The following is a 12810-nucleotide window of genomic DNA, read 5'->3' as shown; positions in this document are numbered from 1 at the left end:
GATCTGGCCGAACTTCCCGTCGCCCCAATAGGTGCCCTGGGCATCTAATGAAGATCTGCACGACGCACCCTTCGTCTGCGAGGTCTTCCATGACGGAAACGGAACCTGTCGCGTTCCCCCAGGACCGGACCTGCCCCTACCACCCGCCCACCGGCTACGACCCCCTGCGCGCCGCGCGCCCGCTGACCCGGATCACCCTCTTCGACGGGCGGCAGGCCTGGCTGGTCACCGGTCACGACACCGCACGGACCCTGCTCGCCGACCCCCGGCTCTCCACCGACCGCACCCGTGACGGCTTTCCGGCGCCCACGGCCCGCTTCGCCGGTCTCAGGAAGCGGAGGACGGCTCTGCTGGGCGTCGACGACCCCGAGCACCGGGTCCAGCGACGCATGATGGTGCCCGGTTTCACGCTCCGCCGGGCCGCCGCGCTCCGCCCCCGCATCCAGGAGATCGTCGACGAGCGCATCGACGCGATGATCGCGCAGGGGCCGCCCGCCGAGCTGGTGACCGCCTTCGCGCTGCCCGTCCCCTCGACCGTGATCTGCGCCCTGCTCGGCGTGCCCTACGTCGACCACGACTTCTTCGAGGGGCAGTCCCGGCGGCTGCTGCGCGGCCCCGCGGCCGAGGACGTCATGGACGCGCGGGATCAACTCGAGGAGTACATCGACGAGTTGATCGACCACAAGCAGAAGCGGCCGGAGCCGGGCGACGGGGTGCTCGACGAACTCGTCCACGGGCAGCTGCGGAACGGCGAGCTGACCCGTCAGGACGTCATCGCCTTGGCGATCATCCTGCTGGTCGCCGGCCACGAGACCACCGCCAACATGATCTCCCTCGGCACCTTCACCCTCCTCCAGCACCCGGACCGGCTGGCCGAGTTGCGCACCGACCCGGCACTGGTCCCGGCGGCGGTCGAGGAACTCATGCGGATGCTGTCGATCGCGGACGGACTGCTGCGGATGGCCCTGGAGGACATCGAGGTGGCCGGGACGACCATCCGGGCGGGCGAGGGGGTCCTCGTCTCGACCTCGGTCGTCAACCGCGACGAGGCCGTCTACGCCGACCCGGACACCCTCGACTGGCACCGGCCCGCCCGCCACCACCTCGGGTTCGGCTTCGGCATCCACCAGTGCCTGGGCCAGAACCTGGCCCGCGCCGAACTGGAGATCGCCCTGCACACCCTCTTCGACCGGCTGCCCACGCTCCGCCTCGCCGCCCCGGCCGAGGACATCCCCTTCAAGCCCGGCGACACGATCCAGGGGATGCTGGAACTCCCCGTGACCTGGTAAGAGGCCCCGCTCATGCACATCGACATCGACAAGGACCTCTGTATCGGGGCGGGCCAGTGCGCCCTGGCCGCCCCGGCCGTCTTCACCCAGGACGACGACGGCTACAGCACACTCCTGCCCGGCAGAGCGGACGGCGGCGCAGACCCCATGGCCCGCGAGGCCGCCCGCGCCTGCCCCGTCGCCGCCATCACGGTGTCGGGGACGGCGGGCTGACCCGGCCAGGTCGGCGTGCCGCGGAAGGCGGGCCCACCCCGGCGGACACAGCGCCGCAGGGTGGGCCCGCCGCCCTCTGCGTGGACGGCCACTCCTCGACGTGAGAACGTACGTTCCCGCCCGGCCGTCCCGGAGGATGACATGACCGACCGCCCACTGCTGCCCCCCTTCACCGGCGAGACCGCCGCCCAGAAGGTGCAGGCCGCCGAGGACGCCTGGAACACCCGCGATCCGCAACGGGTGGCGCTCGCCTACTCGGAGGACTCCGTGTGGCGCAACCGCGGCACCTTCGTCACCGGCCGCGCGGAGATCGTCGAGTTCCTCACCGCCAAGTGGGCCCGCGAGCGGGAGTACGCGCTGCGCAAGGACCTGTGGGCGTACGACGGCAACCGCATCGCGGTCCGCTTCCAGTACGAGTGCCGGGACGCCGAGGGGCAGTGGTGGCGGTCCTACGGCAACGAGCTGTGGGAGTTCGACGAGCACGGGCTGATGACCCGGCGCGAGGCGAGCATCAACGACGTGCCGATCGAGGAGGCGCAGCGCCGGATCCACGGTCCGCGGCCCGAGACGGAGCGGGGACTGTCCCTCCCCCTTCAGTAGGGTTCCCGCGTGACCGAACAGGACGAGATACCGCCCTTCCTCTACGTCGTCGTCTGCGCCGCCGGCATCGCCGCGGGCGTCGGCAAGCTGATCACCGCCGCGCAGGAACGGGAGTGGCAGGTCGGGGTCATCGCCACGCCCACCGCCATGGACGGCTTCTTCGACGCGGCGGCCGTCGAGGCGCAGACCGGCTATCCGATCCGCTCCGCCTGGCGCCGCCCCGGAGAGCCGCGGCCCTTCCCGGAGCCCGACGCGGTCGTGGTCGCCCCGGCCACCTTCAACACCGTCAACAAGTGGGCGGCGGGCATCGCCGACACCCTCGCCGTGGGCACGCTGTGCGAGGTGACCGGGCGGGGCGTCCCCATCGGCGTCCTGACCTGCGTCTCCGACGACCTCGCCGCTCACCCCGCCTACCAGGACAGCCTGATCCGGCTGCGGGGGATGGGCGTGCGCTTCGGGTATCCCTACCAGGGCGCCGAGGGCGAGGAGTTCGCGTGGGAGCGGGCGCTGGACCTGGTCGAACAGCACCGGCCCCGGCACGGACCCGCTTCGGCCGCGGGACGGGGGACCTGATCGCCCTCGAAGCCGTACGCTCCCCTTCGAACCCCTCTCGAAGGCAGGAGCAGCAACGATGCAGTACGTGAAGCTCGGTTCGACGGGCCTGGACGTCTCGCGGATCTGTCTGGGTTGCATGTCCTACGGCCTGCCGGACCGCGGCGTGCACGAGTGGACCCTCGACGAGGAGGCGTCGCGGCCACTGATACGGCAGGCCCTGGACGCGGGCATCAACTTCTTCGACACCGCGAACGTCTACTCCGACGGCACCAGCGAGGAGATCGTCGGCAAGGCCCTCGCGGACTTCGCCAACCGCGACGAGATCGTGCTGGCGACGAAGGTGAACGGCCGGATGCGGTCCGGGCAGAACGCGGCGGGGCTGTCCCGCAAGGCGATCATGACGGAGATCGACCACAGTCTCAGGCGCCTGGGCACCGACTACGTCGACCTGTACCAGATCCACCGCTTCGACCCGCACACCCCGGTCGAGGAGACCATGGAGGCCCTGCACGACCTGGTGAAGGCCGGCAAGGTGCGCTACCTCGGGGCCAGTTCGATGTTCGCCTGGCAGTTCTCGAAGATGCAGTACACGGCCGAGCGGCACGGCTGGACCAAGTTCGTCTCCATGCAGAACCACTACAACCTCCTCTACCGCGAGGAGGAGCGCGAGATGCTGCCGCTGTGCGCCGACCAGAAGGTCAGCGCCCTGCCGTGGAGCCCGCTGGCCCGCGGCCGGCTCACCCGGGACTGGGGCACGGTGACCGACCGCAGCGCCACGGACAACTTCGGCAGCCGCCTCTACCAGGAGGGCGACCGCAGCATCGTCGAGGCCGTCACCCGCATCGCCGGCGACCGGGGCGTCCCACGTGCCCAGGTCGCCCTGGCCTGGCTGCTCGCCCAGGACACCGTGGCGGCGCCGATCGTGGGCGCGGGCAAGCCGCACCACATCGAGGACGCCGTGGCGGCCGTGGACCTCGAGCTCAGCGACAAGGAGATCGAGGAGCTGGAGGCGCCGTACACGGCCAGGCCGGTGGTCGGCCACAGCTGACGCGAGCCCTCCCGGCCGACCGGTCCGTGGGGGACGGCCCGCCGCCGCCGACCGGTCCGTGGGGGACGGCCGTTGCACCCGGCCGGCCGGCCCGGCCGGTCCGTCGCGTCCGGTCAGTGCGGTCCGTGCGGTGCGAACTCCGTCCCGCACGGACCCGCCCCCTCGCTCTCCGGCAGCGGCACCCGCGCGCCGCTCATCGACAGCGTCCGGTAGTAGTGCCCGATCCGCTCGGTGGACGCGCCCACGTAGTGCCCGATGAACGAGCGCCGGAACCGGCCGGCCGTGCGGTTGGGCTGTGACCCGTGCACCAGGCTGCCGTTGAAGAACAGGACGTCGCCCGGCGCCATGTCGACGGGCACCGTGGCGAGCCCGGGAGGCGGCGCCACGTACTCCCTCGCGAACGACACCTCGGAGTCCGCCAGTTCGGGACAGAACAGGTCCATGCGGTGCGTGCCCGGGACGACTTCGAGACCGCCGTTGTCCCGGTCGATCTCGTCGCAGGCCACCCAGGCGGCGACGCAAGTGCCCGGCTCGACCCGCAGATAGAAGTTGTCCTGGTGCAGCGCCTGCCCCCGCGCCCCCGGCGGCTTGAAGTAGAACATGCTCTGCGCGGCCAGCACCTCCTCGCCCAGCAGCGACTCCAGCACCTCCCGCAGCCGCGCGTCCAGCAGGATCTCCAGCGCGAGCGTGTTGATCTCGTGCGGCTGCATCACCCGCGGATACCGGCGCAGCGGATCCGTGGACTCGCTCGGCTCGAAGTGCCCCGGCACCGGGCCGCCCGCGTGCAGTGCCGCGAACTCCGCGCACAGCCGGTCGATCTCCTCGCGTGCGAAGAGCCCGCGAACGACCGTGAAGCCGTCCTCCGCGAACTGCCGGACCCCGCTCTCGATGCCCGTGACGGTCATGTGTCCCCTCCTTGGTCACCTGTGTTCCACTCGTCACGCTAGGCCGCAGCGCAGGTGAGGAGGATGTCCATGACCGCCGAAGGATTGCCCGGGACTGTCGCGCCGGGCGACCCCGGCCCACCGCCGGGCCTCGTGGTCGTCGGCCGCTACGACGAACTCCCCGGCTACACCGTGCAGCGGCCGCACGGCGCCGACAGCTGGCTGTTCACATGGACGCTGAGCGGCCGGGGAACCCTGCGCCAGGGACGGACGGAGACCGCTGCGGGCGCCGGGGACCTCGTGGTGCTCGCCCCGGGCGTCCCGCACCGCTACGGCGTCCAACTGGGCTGCGACCATTGGGAGTTCTGGTGGGCGCACTGCGGAGCCAGGCCCTCCTGGACCGCCTGGCTGGCACCGCACGGCAGGGGTGACGGCCTGTACGCCGTCGCCCCGGACCCCACCGGCGAGGACCCGCGCAGCCGCGTCGAGGCGGCCTTTCGCCGCATGTTCGCCGACGCCCGCAGACCCGGCACCGGCATCCCGCCCGGGCCTGTGCCCGTCGGCGACCGTGCCGCCGTGGCCGTCGCCCACGGCGCCACCGCCCGCGAACTCGCCCTGAACGCGCTGGAGGAGGTCGTACTGCTCGCCGCGGGTGCCGTCCACCGGACCCGGACCGGGGCGGCGGCCGGCGGGGATCCCCGGGTGCGGCGCGCCCAGGAGCTGATCGAGGCCGACCCCGGCGCCCCGCACACCGTCCGGTCGCTCGCCGCCGAGGTCTCGCTCTCGCCGTCCCGGTTCGCCCACCTCTTCACCCGGCAGCAGGGGCACTCACCGATGCGGGCGCTGCGCGAGGCCCGGCTCCAGCACGCCGCCCGGCTGCTGGAGAGCACCGACCTGTCCGTGGGACGCGTCGCCGCCGCCTCCGGCTTCGCCAGTCCCTTCCACTTCAACCGCGTCTTCCGCGAACGCTACGGCACCCCGCCCGGCGCCTACCGTGCCGCCGGGTCAATGGTTGGTGCCTGACGTCGCGACGCCGTCCGGACAGGCCGTGGAGTGGCGCTTCAATGGTTTCCTGGATCGCTTCGCGGAGTTAACTGAATCCTGTTTCCAATGGGTGTTGACGAACCGTCTATCTACGCGCGGCACGCGGAATCTGAAAATCCGCGAGATCACTTGTTGGGCGTCCCTGACCTGTGCAAAGGTGTGCGTTGTCAGCACACAGACAATGCACATTTCGACGCCCCTGTGTGCTCATGACCCCCTCCGTACGCCTCATGCTTCAAAAGAGCGGACAAGGGCGGACGCACCCATTGGTATGGACTTAATGCAACGCAGCATGCCCTCGGGAGGAAATGCCGCCGTGAAGGACGCAGGCCTGTCGAATTCCCCGTCTCCGGTTCGTCCGTACGACGTCACGGACGAACAGCTGAGCGCAGAGCTCAAGAAGTGGAGCGGTACGACTCCCGCCCTGCAACCCGTCGGTGAACTCCTCGACCGGCACTGGGAAGCCGCGTTCGCCTACGCCCGGCTGTGCACCGACGGTCCCCGCCCCGCGGGCATGCTGACCACGGCCGCGTTCACCCGCCTGTTCGGGGAGTCGCTGCGCCAGACCGGACCGAGCGCCGCCTGGCGCCCCCATCTGCTCGTCACCGTCCGCCGCATCGCGGCCGAGTGGGACGCCGACGGCCGGCGCGAGATGCTCAACCCCGAGCTGCGCTCCGAGGGGGACGGCGAGCGCGTCGCGGCCCGGCTGCTGCCGCCCGACGACCGCCGGCTGCTGTCCGGCGCCTTCCAGCGGTTGCAGCAGTCTGCCCGCTGCCTGTTGTGGCACACCGAGGTCGAGGCGGAACCCATCGGTGTCCCCGCGGCCCTCCTCGGTCTGGACGAGGAGGCCGCCGGCATCGAACTCCGCCGCGCCCGCGACCGGCTGCGCGAGGAGTGCCTCCAGGTGCACCGCGAGCTCGCCCCCGAGCAGGAGTGCCGGCACTACCTGCGGCTGCTCGACGTGACCTACCGGCGCGGCGGCTTCGAACTCGACCCCGATCTGCGTGCGCACCTGGAGCGGTGCAGGCACTGCATGCACACCGCCGACCAGCTGCACCAGTTCAACGGCGGCCTCGGCCTGGCCCTCGCCGAGGCGGTGCTCGGCTGGGGCGCCGGCGCCTACGTGACCTCCCGGATGAGCGTCGACGACACCGGTGCCGCTCAGGAGGCCCGACAGCACGCGCCGGCCAGGCCGTTCGTGGCGGAGGCCTTCGGAACCCCGCTGCCGCCCACCACTCCGCCCGAGGGGACCGAGCCCGGCGACCCCGCCGTACCGGGCCCGCGCTCCAGGGCCCGCGCGGCCTCCCGCCGCTCGGCCCACCGGGGTGCCGCCCGGCGCACTTCCCGCCGCAACCTCACCGCCGCCGTCCTCACGGTGAGCGGTCTCATAGTCCTGCCGCTGGTCATGTGGTCCGCGCTCGGTTCGTCCGACGGCGACCACGCGTCCGCCGCGGGTCCCTCCGAGGCGCCCGGCTCCGACACGGCCTCCTCGACCGGCGATCCGTCCCAGGCGGGCGCGGGCGAGGCCCGCAAGGGAGACCTGCGCGGCCGTCTGCACAACGTCGAGTCGGGGCTGTGCGTCGGTGTCGTCGGCAAGGAGATCGCCCAGGGCGTCGAGACCCAACTCGCCGAGTGCTCCGGCGCCGAGGGCCAGCAGTGGACGTACGAGACGGACGGACTGCTGCGCAGCGCGGCCGACCCCCAGCTGTGCCTGGACTCTCACCTCGGCTACTCGGTGCGCCTGGCGCTCTGCACGGGCGAGACCAGCCCCGGCGGCAAGAACATCCGCTACGACTTCACGCTCCAGGGCACCCTCGTACCGCGCTGGAACCAGGACCTCGCCCTGACACCGGCCGCGACCGACGGCTCCGGCGCGCTGGTCCTGAAGAACCGCGACGAGGGCTCCGCCCAGCGCTGGGTGTTCGACACCTCCAAGACCGAGCCGCAGATGCAGGCGGTCAACTGGGACGCGGAGGGCAGCCCCACCCCGACCCCGAAGTCCGCCCCGGCGCCCACGAAGACACCGACGGCGACGCCGACCTCCGCACCGCCCACCCCGCAGACCACGCCGACCCCGTCGAGCAGCGCCCCGTCGGGCCAGGACTGCTCCTCCAACCCGTACGCCTGCTCCTGGGGCGGCCCGCCCGGAGGCGGCTACGGCGGTGGGTACGGGGGCGGCGGCTACGGCGGTGGTTGGGGCGGCAGGCACTGAGCCCCGACCGGTCCTCCCGCTCGTCGAGCGCGGCGGGATGCGACCGGTCCGGCTTGCCGCTCAGGCCCCCACGAGCTGGAGCGAGCCCCACAGCGCCACCACGGCCGCGGCGAGCGCGGCCGGTACGGTCAGCAGGCCGAGCCGGGTGAACTCGCCGAGGCCGACCTCGTGGTCCTGCCGGTGCAGGATGCGCCGCCACAGCAGGGTGGCCAGGGACCCGGCGTAGGTGAGGTTCGGGCCGATGTTCACCCCGAGCAGCACCGCGAGGACCGCGCCGGGACCGGCCGCGGCGGTGAGCGGGAGCAGCACCAGGACCGCGGGCAGGTTGTTGATCAGGTTCGCCAGGACGGCGGCCAGCGCGGCGATCCCCAGCAGCGCGAGGAGCCCCGCCCCGTCCGGCAGCACCCGGTGCAGGGCGTCCGCGAGGCCGTTGTCCACGACCGCGCGCACCACGACGCCCAGCGCCAGCACGAACGCCAGGAACGCCGGTGCCGCGGCCCGCACCACCGTGGCCGGGGTGGCCTTGCGCCGGACCAGGGCACGGCCCGCCAGCACCAGCGCTCCCGCGCACGCGACCCAGGCGGGGTCGACGCCGAAGGCCGACGCCACCACGAACCCGGCCAGGGTGCAGCCGACGGTGACCAGGGCGAACAGCGGCAGAGGGGGTTCCTCGGCCGACCCGGGGGAGTGGTCGACCACCGTGAGGTCGGTGGCGAAGAAGCGCCGGAAGACCACGTACTCGACGGCGATCGCGGCGATCCAGGGCAGCGTCATCAGCAGCGCGAAGCGGGTGAAGCTGACCCCGCTCGCCTCGAAGGCCAGCAGGTTGGTGAGGTTGGACACCGGCAGCAGCAGCGAGGCTGTGTTCGACAGATGGGCGCAGGCGTAGACGTGCGGTTTGGCGCGGGCCCCCATCCGGGAGGCGGTCGCCAGCACCACGGGCGTCAGCAGCACGACGGTGGCGTCCAGGCTCAGCACCGCCGTGATCGCCGACGCCAGCAGGAACACCCCGGTCAGCAGCCGTCCGGGCGAGCCGGCCGCGCGTCGCGCCAGCCAGGCCCCGCAGGCGTGGAACAGCCCCTCGACGTCACAGAAGTGGGCGAGCACCAGGACCGCCGCCAGGAACCCGACGACGGGCCCGAGCCGTTCGGCCTCCGCCCAGGCGTGCTCGGGGGAGATGGCGCCGGTCAGGATCACCAGCCCGGCAGCGGGGACGGCGACGACCGCCTCCGGCCAGCCGAAGGGACGCAGGACCGCCCATGCGAGTACGGCTACGAGCAGGGCGATGGACAGGGCTTCGGCGAGCGGGGTGTTCAGGGCGGGTCCTTCGTGAGGTGAGCAGATCGTGCCCGGTCATGAAACCAGGCGAGGGTAAGAACTTCCCGATTCCCCCGACCTCGACCCCGATACCCCCGGTCCTGGATCCGACACGTCCGACCTCTTCCCGGACGGTCCGCCTCGGCCGCTCAGGCCCCCGTGCCCGGGCTGAACGGGATGAGCCGCACCGACGACTCGTCGCCGGAGACCGGGACCGCGCCGCCCTTCCAGGTCACCTTCAGCGGGTCCTCCTCGTCCGGCGGGGTCACGAGGAGCGCGGCCGGGGTGGCGGTCGCGGCTTCGCTGATCTCCGGGTTGGAGAAGGACAGTCCGGCCCAGGCGCTGCCGCCCGGCGGCAGCTTCACGGTCTCCGGCTTCCCGGCTGACCGCTCGGGGTCCGGGCCCAGCTGCTTGCCGGACGCGTCGACGAAGGCGGTGCCCGGATAGCCGTACAGCGTGCACGTGCGGTGCGACTCGTTCGTCAGCACCACCGGGAAGTTCTCCTGCCCGGCGCCGGGGTTGTTGCGGCCGACGGAGGCGCTCAGCTCGGAGGTGTGGCAGCGGGTGGCGGACGCGGACACCGGGGGCGCGGACGGGGTGAGGGAGTTGCTCACCGGGTCGGTCGGGACGCCGCTCGTCCCTGTGGGCGCCCCGGTGGCGGACGACGTGGCAGTGCCGGACTCCGTACGCGGGGCGCTGGACGTCCCGTCACTGCTGCCGCCGTTGCCGCAGCCCGCCACCAGACCGAGCAGCGCGACCGAACCCGCCGCCGTCACGGCCCGCCGTACACCGAGGAACCTGTTCGTCATGTCTCCACACTCCCGGAGATCTCCCGCACGCGCCCGTACGGCGTCTCGTGCCCCGTCACCAGGGTCGTCATCAGGGTCCGACGCGGCCCGGGCCGGAAAGGTTCGCTCACGCCAGGCCTCACTCCTCGTCGAGGAGGCCGATCTCCGCCCAGATGGTCTTGCCGTCGGCCGTGTGCCGGCTGCCCCAGCGCTGGGTGAGCTGCGCGACCAGGAGCAGCCCCCGGCCGCCCTCGTCCCAGGTCTTGGCGCGCCTGAGGTGCGGGGCGGTGTGGCTGCTGTCGGAGACCTCGCAGATCAGCGTGGTCGCGTCGTGGATGAGCCGCAGCCGGATGGGACGGGCGCCGTAGCGGATCGCGTTCGTCACGAGCTCGCTCGTCACCAGCTCGGCCGTGAACGACGCCTCGGCCAGTTCCCAGCGGGCCAGCTGTTCCACGACCTGCTTGCGCACGGGCCCGACCAGGGCGGGGTCCGCCGGGATGTCCCAGGTCGCCACCTGGGAGGCGGGCAGCCCCCGGGTGCGGGCCAGCAGGAGGGCCACGTCGTCGGCGGAGCCGGTCGCCGGGAGCAGTGTGTGCAGCACCCGGTCGCAGGTCTCCTCCAGGGAGTCGGCGGGCACCGCGAGGGCCTCGCACAGCAGCGCGTGGCCCGCGTCGACGTCCCGCTCCGGGGAGTCGATGAGCCCGTCCGTGTACAGGGCCAGCAGGCTCCCCTCGGGCAGATCCAGCTCGGCGGACTCGAACGGCAGCCCGCCGAGGCCCAGCGGCGGCCCCGCGGGCAGGTCCACCTCGCGGGCGACTCCGCCCGGCGTCAGCCGCACGGGCGCCGGATGCCCGGCCCGCGCCAGCGTGCAACGCCGGGACACCGGGTCGTAGACCGCGTAGAGACAGGTGGCCCCGACCTCGCCGGGGCTGCCCTCGCCGCCGGCCTCCGCGGACAGCCGTACGACGAGGTCGTCGAGGTGGGTGAGGAGCTCGTCCGGGGCCAGGTCGATGTCGGCGAGGGTGCGGACGGCGGTGCGCAGCCGGCCCATCGTCGCGGAGGCCTGGATGCCCTGGCCGATCACGTCCCCGACGACCATCGCGACCCGCATCCCGGACAGCGGGATCACGTCGAACCAGTCGCCGCCGACGCCGGCCCGCGCGGCCGGGAGATAGCGCGAGGCGGCGTCCACGGCGGCGGTGCGGGGCAGGGAGCGGGGCAGCAGACTGCGCTGGAGGGCGAGCGCGGTCTCACGCTCACGGGAGAAGCGGCGGGCGTTGTCGACGCAGATCCCGGCCCGCGCGGTGATCTCCTCGGCCAGCAGGACGTCGTCCGGGGTGAAGGGGTCCGGTCGCCGGTACCGGGTGAGGACCGCGACCCCGAGGGTCTGGCCGCGGGCCTGGATCGGCACGGACATCGTGGAGTGGATGCCGAACTCCTTGACCCGCTCGGCGCGGGTCCTGTTCCAGTCGAGCCACCGGTCGAGCCGTCCGGAGGCCACCGTGGCCACGATGGTGGAGCCCGCGACCAGCGAGTCGGCCTGCGGAGAGCCGACCGGGTACACCTCGGTGTGGCCCGGCTTGACCACGGCCATCGGGTTGCCGGGATCCACCGACTGATGGGCGGCGCGCCGCAGCTCGACCGGCGCGGTCAGCACCGGCGGGATCTCGCCCTGCTCCTGAGGATCCAGCAGGTCGACGCTGACGAAGTCGGCGAGCGCGGGAATGCAGACGTCGGCCAGCTCCTGGGCCGTGCGTGTCACGTCGAGGGTGGTGCCGATGCGCACACTGGCCTCGTTGACCAGCTGGAGCCGCTCCCGGGCGAGGAAGTTGTCGGTGAAGTCGTGGGCGGCCAGACACACGCCCCGCACCCGGCCCGACGGGTCGGTGATCGGTGCCATCCGGGCCAGCCAGGCGTGCGCGCGCTCCTGGCCGCCGGTCCGCATGTACGTCTGCACGTCCTTGGCCTCGCCGCTGCTGAGCACGTGGAGCAGATGCTCCTCCAGTTCCACGCTCTGCCGCTTGCCGCCGATCTCGGACAGTCTGAGGCCCTGGATGCGCTTCTCGGGCAGGCCGATCACCTCGGCCATGGCGTCGTTGATCCGGCGCAGCCGCAGCTGGTCGTCGTAGACGGCGACGGCGCAGGGCGACTGGGTGAGCACGGCCGTGCCCAGCGGGTCGTCGGGGGAGCGGGGGCCGCCGGGGTCCAGCGGGGTCACCACGAGCCAGTGCCCGGGGCCGCCGTCCGAGGAGTTCTGGTGGTGGGCGAGCAGCCAGGCCGATACGGCGGTGCCGTCCCGGTGACACAGGGTGAGGACACCGTCCCAGCGGGCGCCCACGGGCCCGACGGGCATCTCCTGGCCTCCGTTGACCAGCAGGTTCACCGCGGGTCTGCCCACCACCTCGGCGGGTGACCAGCCCAGCAGGCGTTGCGCTCCGGCGTTCCACGCGACCAGCGTGCCGTCCTCGCCGACGACGGCCCGTGCTGTCGCCGTGTCGTCGAACGGGTACACGAGGGTCATCGTCGCCACTCCATCGCGGGCACTCTCAGTGAACAAACCGGTCACTTGGGCTCCAAGACTAGTGCGTCGCGCTCGCGCGCGGACGGCGAACCCCTGCCGGCCGGGAGATGCCGGTCAAAGGGGAAATCCGGCGGGGGCGGTGCGGCGGGCGGCGGCGGCTCACCGTGTCCTGGACAGCAGGGTGTGGCTTACCGTCAGGTCGTGTGCGGTCACGATCAGTTGTGGGCGCTTCTGGGCCTCGATGAGTGAGGGGCGTCAGGCGATCGCGCGACAAGTTGGCGCTGCCCGGTGGTTGACGCCGTGTCATGCCTGCAACAAGCATGGCGGGCGTCCGCTTCT

At 72.6% G+C, this 12810-nt stretch carries 11 protein-coding genes; 7 read left to right on the top strand and 4 right to left on the bottom strand.

What is annotated here, in order from left to right; all coding sequences use genetic code 11:
* Nucleotides 1-89: 89 nt before the first annotated feature.
* The 5 genes from AQJ54_RS22015 to AQJ54_RS21995 all read left to right on the top strand — a co-directional run bounded on the left by AQJ54_RS22015 (nucleotide 90) and on the right by AQJ54_RS21995 (nucleotide 3705).
* Nucleotides 90-1289 (top strand): cytochrome P450, encoded by a 1200-nt coding sequence (locus AQJ54_RS22015; protein WP_062239992.1) that lies wholly within the window; start codon nucleotides 90-92, stop codon nucleotides 1287-1289.
* A gap of 12 nt (nucleotides 1290-1301) precedes the next feature.
* The gene (locus tag AQJ54_RS22010; protein WP_062239989.1) at nucleotides 1302-1502 is read left to right on the top strand and encodes a ferredoxin; all 201 of its coding nucleotides are present in this window, start codon (nucleotides 1302-1304) and stop codon (nucleotides 1500-1502) included.
* Between the two features lie 141 nt (nucleotides 1503-1643).
* Nucleotides 1644-2102, top strand: a complete 459-nt coding sequence (locus AQJ54_RS22005) for a nuclear transport factor 2 family protein (protein WP_062239986.1) — start codon at nucleotides 1644-1646, stop codon at nucleotides 2100-2102.
* Between the two features lie 9 nt (nucleotides 2103-2111).
* Nucleotides 2112-2675: a flavoprotein gene (locus AQJ54_RS22000; protein WP_062239984.1), complete on the top strand. Its 564-nt coding sequence runs from the start codon at nucleotides 2112-2114 to the stop codon at nucleotides 2673-2675.
* Nucleotides 2676-2733: 58 nt separating this feature from the next.
* Nucleotides 2734-3705 (top strand): aldo/keto reductase, encoded by a 972-nt coding sequence (locus tag AQJ54_RS21995; protein ID WP_062239980.1) that lies wholly within the window; start codon nucleotides 2734-2736, stop codon nucleotides 3703-3705.
* Between the two features lie 113 nt (nucleotides 3706-3818).
* Here the strand turns inward: AQJ54_RS21995 and AQJ54_RS21990 are convergent, their stop codons facing one another.
* A complete protein-coding gene (locus AQJ54_RS21990; protein ID WP_062239977.1) occupies nucleotides 3819-4610 on the bottom strand; it encodes a phytanoyl-CoA dioxygenase family protein in 792 nt (263 codons plus the stop codon).
* A 69-nt stretch (nucleotides 4611-4679) separates the two neighbouring features.
* Here AQJ54_RS21990 and AQJ54_RS21985 point away from each other — a divergent pair, with 69 nt between their 5' ends.
* Both AQJ54_RS21985 and AQJ54_RS21980 read left to right on the top strand, forming a co-directional pair.
* On the top strand, nucleotides 4680-5612 hold the full coding sequence (locus AQJ54_RS21985; protein WP_062239974.1) for a helix-turn-helix domain-containing protein: 933 nt from the start codon (nucleotides 4680-4682) through the stop codon (nucleotides 5610-5612).
* Between the two features lie 337 nt (nucleotides 5613-5949).
* On the top strand, nucleotides 5950-7845 hold the full coding sequence (locus tag AQJ54_RS21980; RefSeq protein ID WP_062239972.1) for an RICIN domain-containing protein: 1896 nt from the start codon (nucleotides 5950-5952) through the stop codon (nucleotides 7843-7845).
* Between the two features lie 60 nt (nucleotides 7846-7905).
* Here AQJ54_RS21980 and AQJ54_RS21975 read toward each other — a convergent pair whose 3' ends face one another.
* The 3 genes from AQJ54_RS21975 to AQJ54_RS21965 form a co-directional block, all read right to left on the bottom strand.
* The gene (locus AQJ54_RS21975) at nucleotides 7906-9162 is read right to left on the bottom strand and encodes an arsenic transporter (RefSeq protein WP_079069963.1); all 1257 of its coding nucleotides are present in this window, start codon (nucleotides 9160-9162) and stop codon (nucleotides 7906-7908) included.
* Nucleotides 9163-9311: 149 nt separating this feature from the next.
* Nucleotides 9312-9971: a DUF4232 domain-containing protein gene (locus AQJ54_RS21970; protein WP_062239967.1), complete on the bottom strand. Its 660-nt coding sequence runs from the start codon at nucleotides 9969-9971 to the stop codon at nucleotides 9312-9314.
* A gap of 118 nt (nucleotides 9972-10089) precedes the next feature.
* Entirely contained in the window at nucleotides 10090-12471 is a 2382-nt protein-coding gene (locus AQJ54_RS21965) for a SpoIIE family protein phosphatase (RefSeq protein ID WP_062239965.1), read from the bottom strand.
* Between the last annotated feature and the right edge of the window lie 339 nt (nucleotides 12472-12810).

Origin of the sequence: Streptomyces griseorubiginosus, from assembly GCF_001514195.1 — a bacterium.
GTDB lineage: Bacteria > Actinomycetota > Actinomycetes > Streptomycetales > Streptomycetaceae > Streptomyces > Streptomyces griseorubiginosus.
This window is presented reverse-complemented; position numbering and strand designations above follow the sequence as displayed.